The organism is Flavobacterium glycogeni (assembly GCF_048286775.1).
Classification (GTDB): Bacteria; Bacteroidota; Bacteroidia; order Flavobacteriales; family Flavobacteriaceae; genus Flavobacterium.
On record NZ_JBLVPV010000009.1, the window covers coordinates 127,359 to 152,076 of the forward strand.

Sequence of the window (24,718 nt, forward strand, 5' to 3'; positions counted from 1 at the left end):
CGTAAAACCACGAATGAACGTGGTTTTAAAGTAATTGTATAATTGTTTTTTAATTTATAATAGTACAAACTCCATTAACACATTTGACTTCGTTTGGAGGCGAAGGCACTGAACAATCTGAAATTGCACCAGTTTGAATGTTGTAAAGTCTTTCCATTTCATTGTAATTTTTTACCATTTCTTGCAGTTTAGTCAAGTTAACACTATTTGAAAAAACTAAAAAAGAACTTGGACCCCCACAAGGTTTTGAGCCAAAAGCAATATAATTGCACCCTATGGTTTCTGAACACATGAAACTGTTTATATAATTTACAATTTCTTGTCTTTTTTGCTCAAGTTGTTTTGGAGTGATCGTATTTGTTTTTTCTTCTGAATCACAACCTTGAAAACTTTGTAGCATCAATAAAATAACTGAAAACTTTAAAATCCATTTCATATGTTGATATTTATATCTAAGATGCAATTTAATCAAAAGGGTTGCTTCAAAAGTATAGAAAACAAAAAAACCACGAGTGAACGTGGTTTTTTTGACAATATCTGTTGAATTAACAATACTCGTTGAAAGCGTCTTTCAAGTTTTCAGCAATCAGTTCTGCCGGGCGACCTTCAATGTGGTGACGCTCTAACATGTGCACTAATTCTCCGTTTTTGAACAAAGCCATACTTGGCGATGATGGAGGAAAAGGGAACATGTGTTGTCTTGCTGCATCAACTGCTTCTTTGTCAACTCCTGCAAAAACCGTGATTAAATGGTCTGGTTTCTTAGCGCCATCTAAACTCATTTTTGCTCCCGGACGTGCGTTTCTTGCAGCACAACCACAAACTGAATTTACAACTACAAGCGTTGTTCCTTCTAATTTCATTGCGTTTTCTACTGCTTCAGCACTATGTAAATCTTGAAAACCTGCAGATGTTAACTCCTCTTGCATTGGTTTTACCATTTCTTCTGGATACATATCTTTTTATTTTAAATCAATACTAATTTCAAGTTGCAAAGTTACAAAGTTTACATTCAAGAACAGGAGTTGAATTATAAAGTTTTGTTATAGTTTGATTGCTATTTCATTGTTTTGAGAGCTACATGAAAAATAGCTTTAATAAATAATGATTTTGGGCATTTTAAAATTACTTGAATGTCTTCCTTAAGTGAAGTTTCTTCATCCAAAAATTTGAAAATCAAGCTTGGATTTCCTTTTTTGAACATCGAAGAAAAGATATGGGAACCCAATTCATTTTTTCGGTCTAAAATGTCTAATAAAAGCAAATCGTAAAACCAGAATTTAGTTTTTTTATGAAATTTTGTAAAGTCGGTTTCCCTTTGCAGAAAGGCAACCAATTCACTTGATTTTTTATCGGAATTTTTGAAAGTGTAACCCGTACTGGCTTTCGTCCAACCGCCGGAAGTGCCAATATTGATTGCGTTTTTAGTATTCGCTTTCCAAAAAGGATAACACGTCATAGGAATGCTGCCTTGCTCTTTTTCGGCGATTTCATAAGTTGTAATCCCAAGTTTTCCGATGTATTTATGGATTTCGTTTTCGTATTCCTCCGCCTTTAAATGGTTGTGTGAAAACAACGTGTATTCCAGTAAAGCTTCGGTTTTTGATCTGGGCAACACATACATAAAACGGGTATTTCCTTTTTGCTTCACCGAAAAATCCATGAAAGTAGCTTGCTCCGGATTAAATACAGCTTGTTCACTTTTGATAAACCAACCCATAAAATGCTGCTGCAGCAAAGGATATTTCGTTTGACTTTCCGCTTTTTGTTTGTTGTAAATGCTGTTGAACAATTTAGAGCACGAAAAGGATTCGCTTTCGGTTTGTATCAGAATTATAGTTTCGGATTCTTCAATTTCCAATACTTTCTGATGGATGAAAGTGATATTTTCTTGTTTCGAAAGCAAATCAAATGCTTGAGTGTAAAAATCCAGCCCTTTCACCATATTGTATTGGTACGGTTTCAAGTCTAAATCCCTTCGAAAATTTTCATTGGCAAACAAAGCCGAATCCCATTTCTTGGAAATGGATTGTTCCCAAACCGAATCGTTTGTTTTCCAGAAACACCAAGTTCTATCGTTGGTTTTTTTACTGTTTTCATCCAATAACAAAATACTTGTATTCTTAAATTTTCCGGATTGCACCATTTTATACACGGTCATCAAAGCCGATAATCCTGCACCGGTAAAAATATAATCGTAGTGTCTCATTTGGGAATCTGACATTTCCCCAAAAATAGACAATTTTATTCTTTTAGTTTCTCTAAAATCAGCTTAAATTCTTTTGGTTTTAAGTACCCGCTGTGCTGAAAAATAATCTCATTTTCACTATTTAAAACACATAAAACAGGAAAGTTCAGTTGCTTATTTACCGTCCCTAATGCGATGGCCAGTTCATGTGTTCCGGAGTTATTTCCAGTAGGATTGAATTGAAAAATGGTTTTGTTGAAAACAACTGTTCGTTTTTCTTCGGCATTAAAATCAACAAAATAGAAAATAGTGTTGAGCTCTTTTATGATTTCCTCGTTTTTGAAAGTGGTGTTTTTCATCGCATGGCAAAATTGGCACCAATCGGTTTGAATGAAAACAATCGTTTTTCTCTTTTCGATACGTTGTAAACTATCGATTTGTTCCAATGAAACCGAATGTAGCTGTGCAAATCCAGCCGGAATCGCACAGCATAAAAACAACAATATAGCAAGGTTTTTTTTCATTATCGTAGCGTATAGCGAAGTCCGAAAAAACTTCTAATTCCTTGGTTGGGTCCATACACATAAGTCGTGTCAAACGTTAATCCATAAGGGTTTTCAGGAGTTACCAACACTTGTCCGTTAGTATCGTACGTTACATTTTTGTCAAAAGGGTCATTTGTTCTTGCAATCAAAAATGGGTTGTTTTGTTTAGGCAAAAAGTTCAACAAGTTTTTAATTCCGGCATAAAATTCAAAGTTTTTTAAACCAGAATACGTGAATTGGATGTTTTGCAAACTGTACCAAGGCGATTCTGAAGCGCGAGGATCTAAGGCGCTTAAAAGAGGCAATTGCATTGGGCTGTACACATTTCCGGTGTAATCTACATTCAAATCGATAGATTGAATTTTATACGAGACGCTCCAGGTTGCTGTAAATTTTTCGGTTAGAAAAGGCGTTTCTTTTCGGCCATTTTCAACGTTTTTATTATCCAGCAAAGAAGCACCGGTGATGATTTTTAATCCATTCGGAAAATTGAAATCGATATTCGTACTGATTCCCTGGCTTATCGCATAGCCATTGATGTTGTCATAAATAATTTGGTTTGGATCAGTGTCGTAATCCGAAACAATTTTATTACTGAATCTGGTATGGAAAAAGGAAGTTTCTATTCCTATAAAGGTGCCGTTGTTAAAATTTATTTTTTTGATATAATTCAAATTGGCATTTATGGATTGTTCCGGTTTCAGGTTATTTGCGATTATAATTTCACGAGCGCCGGTCAAAGCAGCGTGATCTTCGGTAAATAAATTCACTACTCTAAAACCCGTTCCGGCATTCAAACGAATAATATTATTATCGTCCAGTTTCCATTTATAGGCTAGTCTTGGCGTTAGTATACTTCCATGAAAAGAGTTGTAATCGTAACGCATTCCCAGTAACAGCTTGTGTTTTTCAGTGAACGTAATTTCGTCTTGAACAAAAATCCCCGGCAGCCAGGTTTTTTCCGGGTTGTTGTTTCCCAGTTTTGAAGTTGCCGGCGTATTGTCATCGTAATAATTGTAACGGGCGGCAATTCCGGTAAGCAAATCATTTTTTCCTATTTTTTTGTCCCAAGTCAATTGTAGGAAACCAATTTTTTGATTGGCAATATAACTTGTTGTGCCGTAGCGACTGTCTTGAAAATGTACATTTCCAGAAAAGGAAAGCATCAGTTTTTCCTGAAAAGGCAATTGGTAACTTCCTATAAGTTCGGCTCGTTTGGTATAAATGCTTTCGCCATAGATTTCGTCTCCGCCGCGGTGTTTTTTCTCCCAGCGTACATCGCCGCCAAAACGGTCTTCATAAACCCCACGCGCCGCAATGGTGAACAATCGATTTTCTTTTCTGTTGAAAGTCCATTTTTGAAAAAGGGAAATTCGGTCAGAAAGAGTGACATCGGTAAAATTGTCGTTATCGTTGTCTATTTTTTGATTGTATTTGAAGTAATTTAAACCTAAAAGTGCCGTGGCTTTCTTGCCAACATTGAGTTTTACTCCTAAGTCGACATTGGTTTCCAACCAAGAAGTAGAAAACACATCAGCGGAGAATAGGGGAGCGTTTGTTGGATTTTTAGTAATGATATTAATCAAACCGCCAACGGCTTCGCTACCGTATAAAGAGGAAGCAGGGCCTTTTACGATTTCAATTCGTTCCACCAGTGAGTTTGGAATTCCGGATAATCCATACACCGTGGATAAACTGCTCACGATGGGCATTCCGTCTATTAGAACCAAAGTATACGGGCCTTCCAATCCATTGATGTGGATGTCGCCCGTATTGCAAACGCCACAATTAAGTTGCGGTCTTACGCCATTTACATTTTGTAATGCTTCATAAATACTGGCCGTTGGGTTTTTCTTGAAAAACACAGGAGAATAAACTTCGACTGGAACGGCACTTTCTAATCTTTTTACCGCCTTTAATGTTCCCGAAACAACTACTTCGTTGAGTTGATTTTCGGTATTTGAAAGTTCAAAATCCAGAATGTTGTTTTCATTAATTTTGACAGTTGTGTTCTTTTTTAAAGTTTGAAAACCGCTTGCTGTAATCTGAATTCTGTAATTCCCCTGAGGAATATTTTCGATGCTATACTTTCCTAAACTATCCGTTTGGGTGGCGTATTTTGTTCCAATTAAAAACACACGGGCATCCGAAACCCCTTTTTTTTCTGATGAAACGAATCCCGAAAGACTACTTTTTTCTTGGGCATAGCCGAAGTTAAACATCAGAAAAACAAATAACACATATAATTTTTTCACTATACTTAAATTAAATTTAGGCAAAGCTAAAAATTATATTTTGCAAAACAAATTTTTTAATTACATTTGTATCAATAACTTAATATTATGGCTAAATCTTTAGAAGAAGTTCACGAATCAGTAGCGGCTCACAATAAAACATCGGTATTTAGAAAAATATTAGCTTTTTCCGGGCCAGCTTACTTAATTAGCGTGGGTTATATGGATCCGGGAAATTGGGCAACCGATATTGCAGGGGGAAGCCAGTTTGGCTATGCCTTGCTTTGGGTTTTATTGATGAGTAATATTATGGCTTTGTTGTTGCAAAGTTTGAGCGCCCGACTTGGAATTGTCACCCAACGTGATTTGGCGCAAGCCTCACGCGAAACCTACCCTAAATTCATTAATTATATTCTTTATTTTCTTGCTGAAATTGCTATCGCGGCCTGTGATTTGGCCGAAGTGTTAGGGATGGCAATCGGTATTAATTTATTGTTTGATATTCCATTAATAGAAGGAGTTTTGATTACGGTTTTAGACACCTTTTTATTACTGTTTTTAATCAATAAAGGCATTCGAAAAATGGAAGCTTTTATCATTGTATTGGTTGGAATCATTGGATTTTCCTTTATTTTTGAAATGATATTCGCACAGCCGGAAATGGATAAGGTGATTTACGGTTTAATTCCTTCGCTCCCCGGTCATGCGGCGCTATATATCGCTATCGGAATTATTGGGGCAACGGTAATGCCACACAATTTATACTTGCATTCTGCCTTGGTGCAAACCAGAAAATTTGACAGAAGCAAGGCGGGGATTAAGGAAGCATTGAAATATAATTTTATTGATTCTACTATTGCATTGAACTTGGCCTTTCTTGTAAATGCAGCCATTTTGATATTGGCAGCAGCCACATTTTATAAAAGCGGTATGTTTAATGTATCGGAGATTCAAGATGCGCACAAGTTTTTAGAACCGCTTTTAGGGAGCAAATGGGCACCTATATTGTTTGCAGTGGCTTTGATAGCCGCAGGGCAAAGTTCTACCATTACCGGAACACTGGCCGGGCAAATTATTATGGAAGGGTATCTGAATTTACGTATTCAACCATGGATTCGAAGAATTATTACGAGACTTATAGCCATTATTCCGGCGGTCATTGTAATTTCAATTTTTGGCGAAAGCGTTACGGGAAAATTACTGATATTGAGTCAGGTAATTTTGAGTTTACAATTGGGTTTTGCCATTATTCCGTTGATTCATTTTGTAAGTGATAAATCAAAAATGAAAGGATTCCATATTGGTAAAGTGACCCAAATCGCTTCTTGGATTATTGCAACAATTATTGTTTCATTAAATGCTAAATTGGTTTTTGATGAAATAACAGGATGGCTTGAAACTTCCGAAAATCCACTTTTGTTATGGTTAACGGTAGTTCCCTTAGCCATAGGTTTCTTGATTTTGTTGCTGTATATTGTATTTAATCCTTTTGTTGCCAAAACAAAAATAGATATTCAGAATCATTCGCCACATAATTTAAAATTGCAATTTTCTAAATCTGGCAGTTATACTAGAAAGAATATTGCGGTCTCCGTCGATTTCTCCAGTGCAGATGAGGTGGCATTAAATAATGCTTTTGAATTAGGCGGAATAGAAGCAAAATACACTTTGATTCACGTGGTAGAAACCGTTGGAGCTATGATTTATGGCGAAAATACGGACGATCACGAAACGTTAATTGACGAAAAATTATTAGAGGAATACAAAGTAATGCTCACTGAAAAAGGATTTAAAGTTGAAACGCAATTAGGATTTGGAAAACCTAATAAAGTGATTCCGGAGATCATCAATAAAGGAGAATTTGATATTTTGGTTATGGGGACTCACGGTCATACGGGATTCAAGGATTTAGTCTTTGGAACCACGGTTGACAAATTACGCCACAAGATTTCTATTCCGTTACTTATTGTAAAAAAATAAATTTTTCAGGAGCTATTTACTTCGTCAGTTCGCTTCGCTCGTGTCCCGCTTCCCGATAGTTATCGGGACGGTGCAATCTTTTTTCGGTAAAAACCTCAATAAAGGATTTCCACTACAAACGAAGTTCACTGAACTCCGATGAAAATAGAAATCAAGTGAGGTAATCGGGGCTAGGGCATTTGGAATCAAAATCACTAATCTAAAATTCAATGACATTTTCAGAAGAAAATTATCTTAAAACCATATATCATCTTACCATTATTTCAGATTCAGAAATAAGCACGAATGCCATTGCCGAAAAAATGGAAACCAAAGCTTCGTCAGTGACGGATATGCTCAAGAAATTAGCCGAAAAAGACTTGGTTAATTATAAAAAATACCAAGGCGTTTCTTTGACAGAACACGGTAAAATAGCAGCAAAAATGATCGTGAGAAAACACCGTCTTTGGGAAGTTTTTTTAGTAGATAAGCTAGATTTTTCTTGGGATGAGGTCCATGATATTGCGGAACAATTGGAACACATCAAATCAGAAAAACTCATCAACAAACTAGATGATTTTCTGGGGAATCCCACCGAAGATCCTCATGGAGATCCTATTCCTGATGCAAATGGTCAAATCGTTAAAATCGAAAAACAATTGCTTTCGGAATTGCACGAAAACCAAGCAGGAATATGTGTTGGCGTTAAAGACACCTCATCAGAGTTTCTAAAATATTTGGACAAACAAGGAATCGCACTGGGTTCTAAAATTGAAATCATTGGAAAGGAAAGTTTCGATTTGTCTTTGAAAATAAAAGTAGACAATAAGGAGTTGACCATATCCAATAAAATTGCCAGCAATCTTTTTGTTAAACTAATTTAATCCTTTTGGGATTTGTTTGAGGTAAACCTCTTTTCAGTTTTATGAATCATTAAGTATAAAAGAAACGGAAACGAGTAATGTTGTTTTTATAAGGATGTGACTTTTTTATCGCACTGAAAATTTGTTTAATGGGTTGTGATAAAATGGTTAAACAGATAATGATCTAAGGATCTTGCTGTTGATTTCCCGCTAATCCTTAGTTGTTGTTTTTATTTAAAAAAAAGTTATTTTTAAATAATCTAAATAAACCTTTTGTTTTTTAATTCTGGTTCTTATATTTGCACTCGAAAATTATTTTAATTCAATCTAAATAAAAATCCGAATGAAATTCAAAAATGTACTTTTAGCAGCGTTACCTGTAGTAATGTTAATGGCAACATCTTGTTCTAATGATGACTCACCAGCCGAACCCACTTTTAATTATTCAGTTCCAGAAACTTATGCTTTTGTGAATATTAGCGGTACTTCTACAGTTGATTTTTCCGGTCAAAAAAGTAGAGTATTGATGTTGGACGCAATGGGTGCCTATATAAAAGACAATGCTGTAACAGGCGTTGATGATGCAAAGCTTAGAGCAATGTACTCAAACACCGGGAATCCGTTTGCTAATGCGGATTTAAACACTTCAGGTAAACAATTGTTTGATAAAACGGCAGCTTCAAAAGATTATTTTTCAATGTATCTTGGTGGAGGTACTTCTGTTGAGCAAGGAACTGTTCGTGTTTTATTTCAATCCACTTTTACAGATGCTAAAAATGCAAGTCAGGGAGCTACGGCTTCAGCAGGCGTTGCCGGAGTTTATTTAGATGGGACAAGCAAAAGGCTTTTTGCCGCAAATGGTCTTGAGCCACAACAAGTATTGCTAAAAGGAATGATGGGTGCTTGTTTTATGGATCAAGTGGTGAATAACTACTTGAGTGTAAACAAACTCGACGAAGGAACCAATAGAGCAGATAATACAAACAAAGTCTTAGATGGTACTAAGCCTTATACTAAAATGGAACATAACTGGGATGAAGCTTATGGCTACATTTATGGTGCTGATGATTTAACAATTGCAGATAATAAAGGTCTTAAATTTTGGAGTAGTTATATCAATCAAGTAAACGCAGACGTTGATTTTAATACGCTAAAAGCGGATATTAATTTGGCTTTCCGTAGAGGTAGAGCAGCAATTACAGCAGGAGATTATGCCGTTCGTGATAAACAGATTGACATCATTAAAGCAAAATTAGCGATGATTCCCGCAGTGAGAGCTGTGTTTTATCTTCAAGAAGGTAAAGGAAAATTGACAACGGATAATGGGGCAAAAGCTTTCCACGCTTTATCAGAAGCATACGGTTTTATTATGTCATTGCGTTATACGAATAAACCGGGAACAAACAATCCTTATTTTACAAAAGCAGAAGTTGATGCCATGTTGACATCGATGACAAGTGGAACAAATGGACTTTGGGATATTAATACTTTAGGAGCAAAATTAGATACTATTTCGTTGCAAATAGCTACTAAATTTGGATTTACAGTGGTACAAGCGGCAACCGTTAACTAATATATTTTCATAAAGCAAGAGGACTTCGGTTCTCTTGCTTTTTTTTTGTAAATTTGCCAAATATTTGAAAACATGAAAAAAGTATTTTTATTTTTAGGGTTATCAGTGTTGTTTTTTGCTTGTTCCGGTGAAAGCACAAGCACGGATACAGATTCTTTCAATAGGGGAGAAATGTTAGAAAATTGGGCAGATAATATTATCGTTCCGGGTTTTCAGAACTACCAAACTAAAGTAAATGCTTTGGCAACCGCTACTGCAGCCTTTTCGGCAACACCTACTGAAGCTAATTTAGAAAGCCTTAGAACTTCGTGGTTTGAAGCTTATAAAGCCTACCAAAAAGTGGCCATGTTTGAAACGGGGAAAGCCCAAGAGTTAATGTTTAGATACTACAATAATTCCTTTCCAATTAATTCCACAGAAATTAACGCTAACATTACGGCTGGAAACAATCAGTTGGATTTGTTGACAAAATATGACGAACAAGGTTTTGCGGCATTAGATTATTTGCTTTACGGAATTGGCAACGATACGCCTTCAATTCTTGCTCATTATACTACACATACTAATGCAGCTAATTATAAAAGTTACCTTTTGGCAGTTAGTACTCGCATAAAGTTTTTCTCAGACCAAATTGTTACTGATTGGACTAGTGGTTACAGAAATACTTATGTGGCAAACAGTGGAACAGGGGTGAGTAGTTCTACCAATAAAACGGTTAACCTGTTTGTTCAATATTATGAATATTATATTCGTTCGGTAAAAGTTGGTTTTCCGGCGGGAAAATTTTCAACAGCTCCGAGACCTTCGGATGTTGAAGCCTATTATAAAAACAATATTTCAAAAGAGCTTTTAGAGGTTGCTGTTCAATCGTCTAAAGACTTTTTTAATGGGAAACATTTTAATTCAGCAACTACAGGATCTGGTTTAAAATCCTATTTAGATTACTTAAAAGTTGTTCGTTCCGGACAAAGTTTGAGTACTGTGATTAACAATCAATATACAGAAGCTACAGCCAAAATTAGCGCTTTAAACAGTAGTTTTTCGCAACAAGTTCAAACGGATAACACAAAAATGCTCACCGTTTTTGATGCTTTGCAGTTGAATGTCGTTTACTTTAAAATTGATATGATTCCGGCATTAAACGTCGTAATTGATTACCAGGATAATGATGGTGATTAGTCATGAAATTCAAACCTACAAACTATTTAAATAAATATACAGAGGCCTCAACGCTAGCTTTTTTTAGGCTGGCGTTTGGTTTAATGATGCTATTGAGCATCATCCGATTTATTAGTTACGGTTGGGTTGAAAAGCTATACATTACCCCGAAATTTCATTTTACTTTTTATGGATTCGAATGGGTAAAACCATTAGGAAATTATACGTATTTGTTGTTTTTTATTTGTGGATTAGCCGCATTCTTTGTCGCTATTGGTTACAAATACAGAATTGCGATAATCTTATTTTTCCTAAGTTTTACGTACATCGAATTGCTCGATAAAACCACCTATCTCAATCATTATTATTTTATTTCGATAGTCAGTTTTTTATTGATTTTTTTGCCGGCGAACGCCACATTTTCGGTTGATGCCCATAAAAATCAAAACCTCGCCTTTCAAAAAATCCCACAATGGAATATTGATGTTTTGAAACTAATGTTAGGGATTGTCTATTGTTACGCAGGGTTGGCAAAACTCAATTCCGATTGGCTTTTGGAAGCAATGCCTCTCAAGATTTGGCTTCCCGGAAATTACGATTTGCCTTTAATCGGTTCGATTTTAGAAAAAACATGGGCGCATTATGTCTTTAGCTGGACTGGTGCATTGTATGATTTATTCATTCCTTTTCTATTATTGCATAAAGGAACCCGAATTTTCGCATTCATTTTAGTGGTCATTTTCCATGTTCTTACCCGAATCTTGTTTCCTATCGGGATGTTTCCCTATATCATGATCGTCAGTTCCGTAATTTTCTTCGACAGTTCCCTGCATAGACTATTTTTTAAGAAATTGTCAGAGGTATTTAAATTCAGCATGGAAAGTTTTGAAAATGGGAAAACAAAAATCCAAAACTATAACGGAATTTACAAAGCTAAGGTTGTATTTCTAGCTGCTTTTATGCTGTTTCAATTAGGATTTCCTTTCCGTTATTTGCTTTATCCTGGCGAATTATTCTGGACCGAAGAAGGGTATCGCTTTTCATGGCGCGTCATGCTTATGGAAAAAGCAGGTTACACTAATTTTATAGTAACCGATGCCAAAACAAAAAAATCATTTCAGGTAAATAACAGCCAATTTTTAACGACTTTTCAAGAAAAGCAAATGGCCTTTCAGCCCGACTTTATCCTGGAATATGCCCATTTTTTACATAATTATTATTTACAATCAGGGGTTCATAATCCGGAAGTTCGAGTGGAAAGTTATGTCGCTCTCAACGGAAGATTAAGTCAACCTTATATCAATTCAAAAATAAATCTTATACAAGAAAATGAATCATTCAAACACAAAACCTGGATCCTTCCTTTTACCGATGAAATTAAAGGCCTTTAGTTGTATTCTTCTTTTATTGGTTTTTACAAATGCCTTTTCCCAATATAAAATTTCGGGAACTGTTAAAAATCAGGAGAATCAAAAATTAGGGGGAGTAGAAGTATTTTTGGATCAATCCTATCAAAAAACCACTACGGATAAGGATGGTTTTTTTGAAATTAAAAACGTAAAAACCGGGAAGCATAAAGTTGTTTTTTTTAAGGAAAATTATTTTTTCTTGGAGAATACGATAACCGTTGATGCTAATGTAAAAGAAGTCGCCATTATTTTAATGCCCATGAGTGTAGGGCTCTCTGAGGTGGTTGTCAATAAGCAAAAAGAAAAAGTATTTGCTTTGCGAAGACTTAAGGATATTGAAGAAACAGCCATTTATGCGGGGAAGAAAACGGAAGTGGTTTCACTCGATAAACTGACAGTTAATAAGGCTACCAATAATGCACGCCAAGTATATTCGCAAGTGGTGGGATTAACCATTAACGAAAGTAACGATGGTGGTTTACAGCTAAGCATTGGTGGACGCGGTTTAGACCCGAACCGAACCGCTAATTTCAATACCCGTCAGAACGGATATGATATTAGTGCAGATGTTTTGGGGTATCCCGAAAGTTATTATGCAACTCCCACTGAAGCATTAGAAGAAATTCAAATCGTTCGTGGAGCCGCTTCATTGCAATACGGAACGCAGTTTGGTGGCATGGTCAACTTCAAATTGAAAAGTCCCAGCAAAAAAGAAATAGAGTTTACCAATCGATTAACGGGTGGTTCATTTGATTTGTTCACGAGTTTCACGAGTTTAAGCGGAACCGTTGGAAAGTTTAGTTATTATACGTTTTACAATTATAAACAAGGAAGTGGTTTTAGACCGAATTCGGAGTTTGATTCCAAGAACTATTTTGCTAATCTGAATTACCAATTTACAGACAAAACGTCTTTGCATTTCGATTACACGCATTTCAATTATTTGGCGCATCAGGCTGGCGGCTTAACCGATGTTATGTTTTTGGATAATCCAAAGCAAAGCAATCGTTCCCGAAATTGGTTTGACGTCGATTGGAATTTATTTGCTTTACGTTTAAAACATAAATTCGATCATAATGCCGATTTTTCATTACAGTTATTTGGGTTAGACGCCAGCAGAAAAGCCGTTGGTTTTAGAGAAAACCGAGTGAATACCAACGATGTTCCAGGTTCTCAAAGAGATTTGCTTATTGGAAATTTTGTCAATTGGGGTGCGGAGGCACGGTATTTAAAACGCTATGCCATCAAAGAAAATAGCAGTGCTTTTTTAATTGGAGCCAAGTATTACCAATCCAAAAACTCGAGTATCCAAGGTCCGGGAAGTTCGGGTGCGGATGCCAATTTTGATTTAGCTACCACAGAATTTCCAAATTATAAAAGTCAATCTGATTTTTCTTTTCCTAATTTGAATATGGCTTTTTTTGGTGAAAATATCTTCAAACTGACGCCAAATTTTTCCCTTACGCCAGGTTTTCGTTATGAAAACATTAGAACCCAGGCAAAAGGATATTATAGAAATATAGTGTCCAATCAAACGGGGGTGATATTGGACGAAACAAAATTTGAAGACAAAACGGTTAACCGCGATTTCTTCTTGTTTGGTTTAGGATTAAGTTACAAACCATTTAAAAACACGGAAATTTACGGAAATCTATCGCAAAATTACCGTTCGGTTACTTTTAATGACATTCGAACCGTCAGTCCAAGTAATTTAATTGACGAGAATATTACCGATGAAAAAGGATACACATCCGATATCGGTATTCGCGGACGAATTGACGATAAAATTACTTTTGATGCCAGTATTTACGGATTGTTGTATGATGATAAAATAGGGGAATACCCCAAAGCGATTCCAGCGATAGTTCGATATCGCTCCAACATCGGAACGGCGCTAACCTATGGTTTTGAAGCTTTAATAGACTGGAATGTACAAAGAACATTTTTTGAAGAAAATGAAAGTTTTGTATGGAAATTATTCACAAACTTAGCTCTAACGAATTCTGAGTACTTAAAATCAGATGTCCCAAATGTAGAAGGAAATAAAGTAGAGTTTGTTCCGCTTTACAACATAAAAACGGGAACAGGATTAGGATATAAAAACTTTCTTTCCAGTTTGCAGTTTACCTATTTATCAAGTCAATTTACCGATGCGACTAATAATCACACAAATGTAAATGATGGCGTTTACGGGATTTTTGGGCAGATTCCATCCTATTACGTCGTTGATTTATCCATGTCCTACAAATGGAATAAATTCAAACTGGAAACAGGAATAAATAATCTAACAGACAATAGTTATTTCACAAGAAGAGCGACGGGTTATCCTGGTCCAGGGATTATCCCATCGGATCCAAGATATTTCTATGCGACCTTAGAATTTGTTTTTTAGATAAAAATAAGTTAGTACATCTGTAAGTAGTTGGTTTTTATATGCTGAATAGCAGGCAGTACCCTATTTCTATTTTTTATCCCTTTTTAAATCCAATTAATTTTCGATATTTCTGTTCACTTTCTTCTAGAGCGACTTCAAGTTCTTTGTAAGAGGTAATGTCTTTTATATTCGCAACAGCGGCAATAACATAGTTGTTTTCATCTATTATGGGCCTGCCGCTAATGAGAACCCGTTTTTTGGTTTTAGTTTCAGTATCTTCAATTATTATCTCAACGTCATCTGTTGATTCCCCTTTTAATGCTTTTTCTAACGGAAGGTTCTGGGCAGGAAAAACGGTTACTTCGTCAGGATAATAAAGATCATATTTAGTTGACCAATCCAGAGTAGTAGGAGTCGCGGAATCTTGTTTTATTCCTATAATTTCTTCCGCCATATGATTGGACAAAACGATTCTTTTCTGGCTGTCAGTTACAATAATTCCTTCGCCAATATTTTCCAGAATTAATTTCAATTTTAGCTCGTTAAGACGCACTAATTTATCGGCTTCTATTTTTTCATTTTCCATTTTTTTTGTCAACGATATGTCTTTGATAAAAGCAATGAAGATATACTTTCCTAAAATAGTGGCTGGAGAGACTGTTAACTCAATCTCAAATTCGATATTTTTTTTATTAAGAGCCGTGATTTCTATTGTTTTATTGATAATAGGACCTTCAGCTGTTAGAAGGAAATTTTGAAAACCTTTAGTATGATTTTCTCTATGTTGCTCAGGAATGATTAAATCACGCATCGGTTTTCCTATGACCTCCCCTAATGACCATCCGAATATTTTTTCGGCTTGTGGATTCCATCTAATAATGATTCCCTCATCATTTATTACAATTAGGGCATCTGGTGCCTCATTAAATATGGTTTGCAATTGACCTTCGCTTTCTTTTAATTTTTGTTCGGCTTCTTTCCGTTCCGTAACGTCTCTCAGAATAGATTTATGCCCGGTTATCCTATTCCCTTCTCGTAACTGCATGACCGTTTGCTCCACCCATTTTTGTTCTCCGGATTTGGTAATGATAGGAAATGAAAACAAGGATTCATCTATTTTATTTTTAAATTGATTCAAATAGAATTCAGCCACACGATCTTTCCATTCCGGAGCTACAAGTTCTGAAAAATGTTTCCCTATAAGTTCATCTGGCGTGTAACCCGTTAGTTTTATAGAAGCAGGATTGATATAGGTAAAAAAACCTTTATAATCCGATGTATGGACCACATCGCCTATATTCTCCACTATTTCACGGTATTTTTCTTCGCTTTTACGAAGGGTTTCAATCGCTTCTGCTAATTGGGCGGTGCGTTCTGTTACTTTTTGTTCCAGTTCTTCATTTAGTTTTCGTATCTCGTTTTCCGAATTTTTTAGTTCCGTGATGTCGTGAATAACTAGAACCCCTCCAGTGATCTCACCAGATGGACTTTTTAACGGTCTGGCAGTTACAGTAGCAAAAAGACCTTCGGGTTTTTTATAATTTTGGATAAATATTTCCATATTATCCACTTCTTCACCATTTAATGCTTTTGCTAAAGGAAGCTCACTAGTGTTAAAAATTGTTTTGGTATCGGGCAAGAAGAAGCCGTAGGTTTGAGCCCATTTCTCTGGAGGAATATCCATGGAACCCATTCCAATTATTCTTTCCCCGGCGGCATTCCAAAGGATGAATTTTCTGTTTTCATCCGCAACTATTAATCCATCGCCCATATTTTCTATAACAGATTGTAAAAGTGTGTTTTGCTCATTCAATTGTTCTTTAGATTGTGCCACTTCATGGTCTCTTTTTTCGATATTATCCAGCATATCATTAAGTCCCAATGCAAGGATACTGATTTCATCCTTTCCTTCAACTGCCATACGTATTTTGTAATCGCCAGTATCCTTTATCTTTTGTATCACTGTTACCAAGTTCAACAAGGGTTTTGAAATATATTTTTTAATAATCATGGCAATTAAAAAAGCGAGCCCAATTCCGACAACCAGTAATGCTATTCCCAGACGCAAAACATCCATTTTTATTTTATTCAATTGCGATAGCTCAAAGCGGATATAGACTAATCCGATTGTTTCATTATTTTTTTTGATTGGGCTGTACACAAAAAGATGCTGCTTGGTAAACAAGAAATTTTTCTGGCCCTTTCCAGGAGCTGAGAACCGGTATTTAGAATCGGAGCCCGGCTTAGTATAGGATGCAAAAACATTTCCTTTTTTGTCCAGTATGGCTGCATTTTGAATGTCGTTTTGTACGGTTAATTCTGATAGGGTTTTTTTTGCCGCAGCATTATCCAAAAACTCAAGGGCAGAAATACTATTAAAGCCGACCACTTTCGCAATAGCAACTGAACTGATTGCTTTCCGGTCTTTGAACCCTTTAATGTCTATCAATACAAAAGCTGTAATACAAAGCCCTAATACAAACGCAGAGGTGAAAACCTGCATGAGCACGAGCTTGTTTTTAATGGATATGTTACGTAGATTTATCATGTATTTGTTTTTTTTCGATACTAAAAAATAATACTTTGCAAACAAAATGCCCCGAAACTGTTTTTCTCTTACATCTTCCTTTTCCCATTCAAATTCACACACAAATGGAACGATCTAAATTTGTAATTTGATACTATTATTGCACAATAATTGCATGTTTCAACAAGAATGAACTGATTCCTATTCCGGCTTTATTTATTGCTTTTAGATTTACTTCAAATTTTAATTTATTTTCGACCGTAACAAAATTCACATGTGCCCCTTTTTTTCCGTAACCATTCTGTTCTGTTACAATCAATACTGGCTTACCGGAAAATTTAGAGAGAATAGTTTCAATTGGAATGGTACAATTGTAAGGAACAAACAGAATATGACAAAAACCTAACTCTTTCAAATTTTTATATTCCTTTATATCCATTTTTTTATTTTTAGCCATATTCTGCAGTGAAGCAGTAATTGGACTTTCTTCCAGAATAGCGATCTTAAAAGTTTGTTTTTTAGAATAACCTTTCCAATAAACATAATCTACAAAACGATAAAGGAAATCTGCTTTTAACGCATATTCCTTCTCACCAGCATTTTCTTGGGCTGACATTGGATTTCCTCCCATTAAAATAATAATTGCTATCCAAAAAAATATGTGCTCTTTACGTATCATCTATTTTGTTTTTAAAGAAGTTCTGTCTTGATTGAAATAATTGATTCTATCGTATTTTTTAAATAATTTTGATATTAGAATTTATAGATTAAGGACAAACTAAACAGGGTTCCTAATTGACTAAAGTGATATCCTCCATATGTCGTTTGAGAATAACGACCATTGAATGTAATCAGGTTAAATTGTGATTTTACTTGTGTTGGATCATTTAAAATGGCGGTTCCAGCTGCGTTTTCAGCTTTAAATTTCCATTCGGGTAATACATTTAATAAATTGTTCACATTAAAGGCTACGGTTAATTTATCCGTTGCAGCGTAATTAATTCCTAAATCAGTAACTATTTTCGGTGTAAACCCAGTTCTTAAATTTGGATCTAAACCGTTTTGTTTGAATGTTGTTTTTCCAAAATACGTGTTGTTAAGCGATACGTCAAATCTTCTAATTTTGTAATTTGCTCCCAAAATCCATTTTGTTTCGGGTCTTGATGTAAACATTAAAGCGTTAAATCTTGCTCCAAAATTATCACTTGCAACCGGTGAAATTCTTTTATTTTCAAAAGTTACGTTTCCTGACAAATTGAATCCTAATTCTCCGGTTCCTAATTCTATACTGCTGTAATTCATTACTACATCTAAGCCTGAAGTTCTCGAATCGAATGAATTTTCAAACCAGGCAACGGTTCCGAATGAAGTTACTACTTCATCCCCCAAAATAATCCGGTCTTTTACTTTAATGTTATAATAATCTACAGTGAAATTTAAGTTTTTTAAAGGGTTGGCTCCTATTCCTACAGTTATATTGGTTGATTTTTCAGCGTCTAATTGAGGAATGCCTAGTTGGCGTGCTTGTGGGGAAACATTGTTTATAATTCCACTAACTCGAACCCCTTGGTTTGGTACAAATGAATATTGTGATTTTTGAGTGTAAATTTGGTGTAATGTTGGTGCTCTGAATCCAGAGGAAACGGATCCTCTTATCGTAATTTTATCATTCGATAATTTATATCTGGAACTTACTTTCCAAACCGTTGCTCCCCCAAAATCGCTATAATTTTCATAACGAACCGTACCGTTGACTAAGAAATTTTTAGTGAAATCATACGCTAAATCGAAGTATCCGCCTAAGTTATAACGATTCCATTTGCCTGAATCCTCGGGTCTGTTACCGGAAAATGAGTCTGCACCAAATTCATCCCATGATGCTTTGTCTCCTGCAATCACTTCAAAAGTTTCTGTTCTGACCTCAGAGCCAAAACCAATACTTATTTTATCTGATAATACTTTAGAAATATCTAAGTTGCCCACAATATGGTTAAACGAAGCTCCTCCCGGTTTGAAAAATATAGGGCTGTTCTCTCGATATATATTGACTCCACTAATATCTTGAATATCTGATCTATTGTGGGAGTTTTCTATGGAATAGGCTTGTGTATTTCCTCCAACAGTTATGCTGGCATCAGTATTCCATCCATTCTTTATTGATTTAAAGCCTAAGGTAGCATTGTAATCGTTTAAATCTCCAGTAAATGTAGGGTGATACCCTTTATAAGACGCAACTGTTCCGTCTCCAAAGAAATCTAACAAGTAGGGAAGGTTGTTTAAAGTAATACCATCTCCATAGCCCCAGTATGGTGTTCTATAATTGGCAAAAGAGTTTGCTTTTTTATACACATAGGCAGCGTTATAATACAATTGTGTTTCATCTGATAAAACAAATCCGCCGTTTACCAAAAATTTTGCAGCAGCAGTTTCTGGAGATCCATTGATGTTTTGGGCATCTGGATATTTTGCAAGAAACGATTTAACATCTGCTAAGGTGTTAATGCCAGAGATAGTACCGCCGAAACTGGCAAAATCTCCATCAGCATCTACTTTTCCAGGTCTGTTGGCCAAGTTTACTTTTGAAAAATCTAACGTATAATTTACAAAACCTTTTTCGCCTACAGTAGATCCATTGTTCAAACTCACGCCTAGCATTTCGCCATCACCTTCTGCCGTAATAGCTGTTCTTACAGTTACGGAACCATCATCGGTTCTTTTTTTTAAAATAATATTGATTACCCCAGCTATTGCATCAGAACCATATTGAGCCGATGCGCCATCACGAAGAATTTCCACTCTTTCTATGGCATCTATTGGTATTCCAGAAATATCGGCACCTGTTTCTCCACGTCCTGGAGACGGTTGAACATAAAGTAAGGAGCTTAAATTTTTTCTTTTTCCGTTGATAAGGATTAACGTCCTGCTGGGTCCCATATTTCTAATTTCGTATGGGTCAAGTAATGAAGTAGCATCATTTACAGGAGTTTGAACCGTGTTAAAAGATGGTATTTTGTACTGTAATGCTTTGTCAAAAGTTGCCTGTCCGGTTGAAGTCAGTTCTTCAAATGATACTACATCAATAGGAAGCGCAGTCGTGGTATTGCTTCTGGGCACAGCTCTTGTTCCGGTAACCACAACTTCGCTAAGACTTTGTCCGCTTCCTTCAGATATAATAACATTTAGAATAGAATCGGTTGTGTCGTGTTCTTGCTTAGAGAAACCATAGTAACTAAAGACCAAAATAGCTCCTTCCTTAACATTAATCTTGTAGGCTCCATTGATATCAGTGGAAACGCTGTTGTTTGTTCCTTTTTCGGTGACGTTAACGCCTGACATCGCAACACCAGCATTATCCAGTACAAAACCCGAGATTTCTTTTTGCGCAAAAAGAAACGTGATGTTTAGCATAAATAACACTATCGAGGCAAACTTTTTCATGATTAGTTGATATTGGTTCATTTTTTGGGTTGAAATCAATTGCAACGTAATAATTGTAAGAAATTTTCATTGAACTACTTAATATGTTTTTTTGAGAAAAAGTAGTCAGTGAAAAGAATAATGATGAAATCAAAAGATAGTTTTATTCAAGGTATTAAAAGAAATCTATCTAAAAATGGCACTACATATTCCTATTTGATGTATCCCAAAACAGGAAATATTTTCATTGGAATTAAAAATATTTCGAGTTACGTACTTAAATAGCACTCTTATTCTCTTTGTTCATTAAAGTCCTGAATTTATTGACAAATAAAAAACAAATGGCTAAAGTTTTTAGATTGTCTTTTTAGTAGTGTTTTTTCAATAGTAACACGATATTCTAAGTGTTTTTTTGTAAGTAGGGCGAAAAATAGGTATAACGTATTCATCAAATTTTTACTAAAAATTATGATTGTCTAATCGGATGTGGATTATCAATTCATAATAGTTCTATAATTTCAATTGCTTGCAGGGGTAAAGCTGAAATTATGTTCAGAAGTCAACTTAGATTCAAGTTCCATTCACAAGCCGTTTTTTAAAGTTAAAAAACGGAAATTACTGATTTTGAGTCTAAAAGCTCATTTTTTGCTATAGTAAATTTAGTCAAAAAAAGGGATTTTCTTAAATTATAGAAAGATTTTTTTTATCTTTTTAAGGAAAACTTAACCCGTTGTGTTTTAAAGTAGCTCAATTTAAAATAGAAAAATGGGATTTTTAATGACAACCACAATCATCACCACTACCGCAATTTTTATCTGATTTTCTCTTTTTGAAAAAGAATTTTTTGATCAAAAAAGCAAGGGCAATTCCCAAAGCAATAAAAGCAATTATTTCTTGAATATCCATAATCGTTTATTTTAGAATTTGATAGGCAATTAAAGCCACTACATAAGCAAATCCGGACATGAAGATCAATTGTCCAGCAGGCCATTTCCATGAATTGGTTTCTTTTTTTGTAACCGCAAGTGTACTGGCACATTGCATGGCAAAAGCATAAAACAACAGCAACGATATTCCGGAGGCAAAGTTGAAAATCTTTTCTCCAGTTACCGGATTGATTTCGGCAGCCATTTTATTTTTGATTGTTACTTCATTATCACTGCCACCTACGCTGTAAATTGTAGCTAATGTTCCTACGAATACTTCTCTGGCAGCAAAGGAACTGATAATGGCAATTCCTATTTTCCAGTCGTAACCTAGAGGTGAAATCGCTGGTTCAATGGTTTTTCCCATTAATCCAATATAGGAATTCTCCAGTTTTTGTGAAGCGACTGCATTTTCAAACTCTGCTTCTGACAGCGGATTTTGCTTGGTGTTTTCAGTAACAATTCTTTCTGCATTATTGAATTTCTCTCCTGATCCATAAGAAGCCAAAAACCATAAAACGATAGAAATAGCCAATATGATTTTACCGGCGCCAAAAATAAAGGCTTTGGTTTTTTCGATTACATTGATTCCCACGTTCTTGAAAAGCGGTAATTTATAATTAGGCATTTCTACTACGAAGTATGTTTTTCCTTTTATTTTAAGGATTTTATTCAAAATATAAGCTGAAAAAATAGCCATTCCAAAACCCAAAAGGTACAACAACATCAAGGTCATTCCTTGCATGTTCAGAAAACCAAAAATGCGATTATCCGGGATTACCAGTGCAATAATAATGGCATAAACAGGCAATCTGGCAGAGCAGGTTGTAAATGGTGTTACCAGAATGGTGATCAATCTTTCTTTCCAGTTTTCGATGTTTCTGGTGGCCATAATTGCAGGAATAGCACAGGCGGTACCTGAAATAAGCGGCACCACACTTTTGCCCGATAAACCAAATTTCCGCATGATTTTATCCATCAGGAAAACCACTCGGCTCATGTAACCACTTTCTTCAAGAATCGAAATAAACATAAACAGAAAGGCGATTTGTGGAATAAATATCAAAATTCCTCCTATTCCGGGAATGATTCCTTGCGAAATTAAATTGGTTAAAACTCCTGCCGGTAATTCTTCGGCAGCAAGAGTGCTTAATGAAGCAAATGTAGTGTCGATAAAATCCATCGGGATTTTTGACCATTCGAAAATAGATTGGAAAATAACAAACAAAATCAGGAAGAAAATTACATATCCCCATACTTTATGTGTCAGAACGCGATCCAGTTTGCTACGGAAATCTTTAGCAATAGTGGTGTCTATTTTTAATCCTTCTTTCAAAACATCATTGATGAATTGATAGCGTTTTATGGTTTCTTTTTGTTGCAAACGCTTTAAATCCGAGTGGGATTTAGTAAACGAACTTCGGATTTCATTTCGATCTAAATTCAGGAAGTTTACATCTTGCGTGATTACCAACCATAATTTATACAACAGTTGGTTGGGGAATGTTTTGCGAAGCGTATCGAAATATTCAGGATCAATACTGGACGCATTCAAACACGGTTCGCTGGAAATAGTTTTGTAACTGACAATCAATTTTTTCAATTCATCAATCCCAAAACCTTTTCTGGAACTAATGAGCGCAATTTTTGTTTTTAAATGTTTCTCAAGATACGGAATGTCTAATGTGATTCCTTTAAATTTCATCCTATCGGCCATGTTGATGACTAATATTGTTGGAATTTCAAGGTCTTTTATTTGGGTAAAAAGCAGTAAATTTCGTTTTAAATTTTCAACGTCAGTAACTACAAGCGCTACGTTCGGATATAATTTATCGTTTTTATTCAGTAATAATTCAATGACTACATTTTCGTCAATCGAACTTGCATTCAGGCTGTACGTTCCGGGTAAATCCAGAATATTGGCTTTAACATTATTGGGTAATTTGCAAAAACCAATCTTTTTTTCAACCGTAATTCCAGGGTAGTTTCCCACTTGTTGATTAAGGCCTGTCAACTGATTAAAAACGGAAGTTTTCCCCGTATTAGGATTCCCGATTAAAGCGACATTGATATTTTGATTGGTCATTATAAGTTGTTTTTTAGTATTTCAACTTCAATCTCACGGGCTGTTTCCACGCGGATAGCAACGTGTGAACCATTAATATTAAGGTATAAAGGATCGCCAAAAGGAGCAATTTGAAGCAGTTCAACCATATTTCCCGGCAAACAACCCATTTCCAGTAATTTCAACGGAACAATGTCAATATCAAAATCTTTGATAATGGCCTTTTCACCTTTTTTTAGAGAATGTATCGTTGTTTGCAAGTCTTATTTAGATTGAATTAAGATTGCAAAAGTACATATTATAAAACTAAAAAAAATGATAATTATCAATTTTGTAGTTTTTTTGGATAAATTTAAGAATGGGGCAACCGTTTGTTTTACTGGGTTTTTCAATCAGTTTATAAGCGATTGATACAACCTTAAAAAGTGCTTTATTCGTTGCTCAAAAAAGTAATATCTTCAATTAATCGCTTGATATCTTCCTTATTGGTGCCGTCATAAAAACCACGAACTCTTTTTTTAGTATCTACCAAAACAAAATTTTCGGTGTGAACCATATCATATAGTTCGCTTGGTTTTCCCAGTTTCACGGCCAAATAGGATTTTCTGGCCATTGCGTAAATTTCTTTTTTGTCTCCGGTTACTAAGTTCCATTTGGCATCGTTAACATGGTGTTTTTTGGCGTAAGCCTTCAAAACGGGAACGCTGTCAGTCTCCGGAAAAACGGTGTGTGATAATAATTTTACCTTTGGATTATTAGCAAAAGCTTTTTGAATATCGGATAAATTGGTGGTCATTTTTGGACAAATGGAGCCGCAAGTGGTAAAGAAGAAATCAGCAACATATATTTTGCCTTCATAATCTTTTTGGGTGATAGTTTTCCCATTTTGGTTGACAAACGAAAAATCAGCAATCGTATGATACTTGCTTTTGTATTGAACAGTGCTGTCCACTAATTCAGGATTTACATCCGCAGGATTATAAATTGGGAGTGTTTTTTTTGGCTTTAAAGCCGAATAAAATAAGGATAAAATGATTGCCGAAAGAACAAGGAAGACTCCGAAAAAGAGTCTATATTTTTTGAAAAATTCTAACATAACGCTATTTTGATGCAAAAATACGAAAACGAGATTTGTTTTTAATTCAAATTAACACAATACTCACGTCTAACGCATTAAAATTAAAGTTTAAACCACATAGAAACATAGTGTTTATTCCTGTAAAAATAAATTTTGACGGAGATAAGAGTTTACAATAGAAAAAGCATTGGCTTTTTTCTATGTCACCTAAATTTCGACTGTTCGGAACCCATTTAAATCAAAAATTAAATTCTATGTTTCTCCTATGTTTGCGAAGTTATCGACTTTAATTATTAAAGTCCATAAATTTGAATAATGAAGTGAAAAGGAATGAGAGAACATATGTCCCTAAATAGTTCAAAGAAATATATTGACACATAGAAATATCCTCATTCTTTTTTA

General features: G+C 35.3%; 19 protein-coding genes. 7 read left to right on the forward strand and 12 right to left on the reverse strand.

Features of this window, described 5'->3' with window-relative positions:
• Window positions 1–49 precede the first annotated feature (49 nt).
• The 5 genes from ACNQGX_RS09550 to ACNQGX_RS09570 all read right to left on the reverse strand — a co-directional run bounded on the left by ACNQGX_RS09550 (window position 50) and on the right by ACNQGX_RS09570 (window position 4,955).
• Window positions 50–436 (reverse strand): hypothetical protein, encoded by a 387-nt coding sequence (locus tag ACNQGX_RS09550; RefSeq protein ID WP_417975695.1) that lies wholly within the window; start codon window positions 434–436, stop codon window positions 50–52.
• Between the two features lie 109 nt (window positions 437–545).
• A complete protein-coding gene (locus ACNQGX_RS09555; RefSeq protein ID WP_417975697.1) occupies window positions 546–956 on the reverse strand; it encodes a BrxA/BrxB family bacilliredoxin in 411 nt (136 codons plus the stop codon).
• A gap of 101 nt (window positions 957–1,057) precedes the next feature.
• Complete coding sequence (locus ACNQGX_RS09560) at window positions 1,058–2,224, reverse strand: lycopene cyclase family protein (RefSeq protein ID WP_417975699.1); 1,167 nt, start codon at window positions 2,222–2,224, stop codon at window positions 1,058–1,060.
• A gap of 20 nt (window positions 2,225–2,244) precedes the next feature.
• Entirely contained in the window at window positions 2,245–2,712 is a 468-nt protein-coding gene (locus ACNQGX_RS09565) for a thioredoxin family protein (RefSeq protein WP_417975701.1), read from the reverse strand.
• Window positions 2,712–4,955, reverse strand: coding sequence for a TonB-dependent receptor (locus ACNQGX_RS09570; protein ID WP_417975732.1), 2,244 nt, complete (start codon window positions 4,953–4,955; stop codon window positions 2,712–2,714). The genes ACNQGX_RS09565 and ACNQGX_RS09570 overlap by 1 nt, the downstream gene beginning before the upstream one ends.
• A gap of 120 nt (window positions 4,956–5,075) precedes the next feature.
• Between ACNQGX_RS09570 and ACNQGX_RS09575 the strand changes: the two genes are divergently transcribed.
• From ACNQGX_RS09575 to ACNQGX_RS09600, 6 genes are all read left to right on the forward strand, one after another.
• On the forward strand, window positions 5,076–6,947 hold the full coding sequence (locus tag ACNQGX_RS09575) for an Nramp family divalent metal transporter (protein ID WP_417975703.1): 1,872 nt from the start codon (window positions 5,076–5,078) through the stop codon (window positions 6,945–6,947).
• Between the two features lie 209 nt (window positions 6,948–7,156).
• The gene (locus tag ACNQGX_RS09580) at window positions 7,157–7,810 is read left to right on the forward strand and encodes a metal-dependent transcriptional regulator (protein ID WP_417975705.1); all 654 of its coding nucleotides are present in this window, start codon (window positions 7,157–7,159) and stop codon (window positions 7,808–7,810) included.
• A gap of 322 nt (window positions 7,811–8,132) precedes the next feature.
• Window positions 8,133–9,362, forward strand: a complete 1,230-nt coding sequence (locus ACNQGX_RS09585; RefSeq protein ID WP_417975707.1) for a DUF4856 domain-containing protein — start codon at window positions 8,133–8,135, stop codon at window positions 9,360–9,362.
• Window positions 9,363–9,434: 72 nt separating this feature from the next.
• Complete coding sequence (locus tag ACNQGX_RS09590; RefSeq protein WP_417975709.1) at window positions 9,435–10,541, forward strand: imelysin family protein; 1,107 nt, start codon at window positions 9,435–9,437, stop codon at window positions 10,539–10,541.
• A gap of 2 nt (window positions 10,542–10,543) precedes the next feature.
• Entirely contained in the window at window positions 10,544–11,911 is a 1,368-nt protein-coding gene (locus ACNQGX_RS09595) for an HTTM domain-containing protein (protein WP_417975711.1), read from the forward strand.
• Window positions 11,850–14,321 (forward strand): TonB-dependent receptor domain-containing protein, encoded by a 2,472-nt coding sequence (locus ACNQGX_RS09600; protein ID WP_417975712.1) that lies wholly within the window; start codon window positions 11,850–11,852, stop codon window positions 14,319–14,321. Before ACNQGX_RS09595 ends, ACNQGX_RS09600 begins: the two co-directional genes overlap by 62 nt.
• A gap of 76 nt (window positions 14,322–14,397) precedes the next feature.
• Here the strand turns inward: ACNQGX_RS09600 and ACNQGX_RS09605 are convergent, their stop codons facing one another.
• The 3 genes from ACNQGX_RS09605 to ACNQGX_RS09615 all read right to left on the reverse strand — a co-directional run bounded on the left by ACNQGX_RS09605 (window position 14,398) and on the right by ACNQGX_RS09615 (window position 20,268).
• Entirely contained in the window at window positions 14,398–16,806 is a 2,409-nt protein-coding gene (locus ACNQGX_RS09605; RefSeq protein ID WP_417975714.1) for a PAS domain S-box protein, read from the reverse strand.
• Window positions 16,807–16,987: 181 nt separating this feature from the next.
• On the reverse strand, window positions 16,988–17,509 hold the full coding sequence (locus ACNQGX_RS09610; protein ID WP_417975716.1) for a YfiR family protein: 522 nt from the start codon (window positions 17,507–17,509) through the stop codon (window positions 16,988–16,990).
• A gap of 74 nt (window positions 17,510–17,583) precedes the next feature.
• Window positions 17,584–20,268, reverse strand: a complete 2,685-nt coding sequence (locus ACNQGX_RS09615; protein WP_417975718.1) for a TonB-dependent receptor — start codon at window positions 20,266–20,268, stop codon at window positions 17,584–17,586.
• Between the two features lie 123 nt (window positions 20,269–20,391).
• On the opposite strand from ACNQGX_RS09615, the gene ACNQGX_RS09620 reads away from it, so the two are divergent.
• Window positions 20,392–20,532 carry a hypothetical protein gene (locus ACNQGX_RS09620; protein WP_417975720.1) on the forward strand — a complete coding sequence of 47 codons (141 nt, stop codon included), beginning with the start codon at window positions 20,392–20,394 and terminating at the stop codon, window positions 20,530–20,532.
• A 489-nt stretch (window positions 20,533–21,021) separates the two neighbouring features.
• Here the strand turns inward: ACNQGX_RS09620 and ACNQGX_RS09625 are convergent, their stop codons facing one another.
• The 4 genes from ACNQGX_RS09625 to ACNQGX_RS09640 form a co-directional block, all read right to left on the reverse strand.
• On the reverse strand, window positions 21,022–21,153 hold the full coding sequence (locus ACNQGX_RS09625; RefSeq protein WP_417975722.1) for a FeoB-associated Cys-rich membrane protein: 132 nt from the start codon (window positions 21,151–21,153) through the stop codon (window positions 21,022–21,024).
• 6 nt (window positions 21,154–21,159) lie between these two features.
• The gene (gene feoB / locus ACNQGX_RS09630; RefSeq protein WP_417975724.1) at window positions 21,160–23,259 is read right to left on the reverse strand and encodes a ferrous iron transport protein B; all 2,100 of its coding nucleotides are present in this window, start codon (window positions 23,257–23,259) and stop codon (window positions 21,160–21,162) included.
• Window positions 23,259–23,498 carry a FeoA family protein gene (locus tag ACNQGX_RS09635; RefSeq protein WP_121343194.1) on the reverse strand — a complete coding sequence of 80 codons (240 nt, stop codon included), beginning with the start codon at window positions 23,496–23,498 and terminating at the stop codon, window positions 23,259–23,261. Before ACNQGX_RS09635 ends, feoB begins: the two co-directional genes overlap by 1 nt.
• A 170-nt stretch (window positions 23,499–23,668) precedes the next feature.
• Window positions 23,669–24,334 (reverse strand): SCO family protein, encoded by a 666-nt coding sequence (locus ACNQGX_RS09640; protein ID WP_417975726.1) that lies wholly within the window; start codon window positions 24,332–24,334, stop codon window positions 23,669–23,671.
• Window positions 24,335–24,718: the final 384 nt, after the last annotated feature.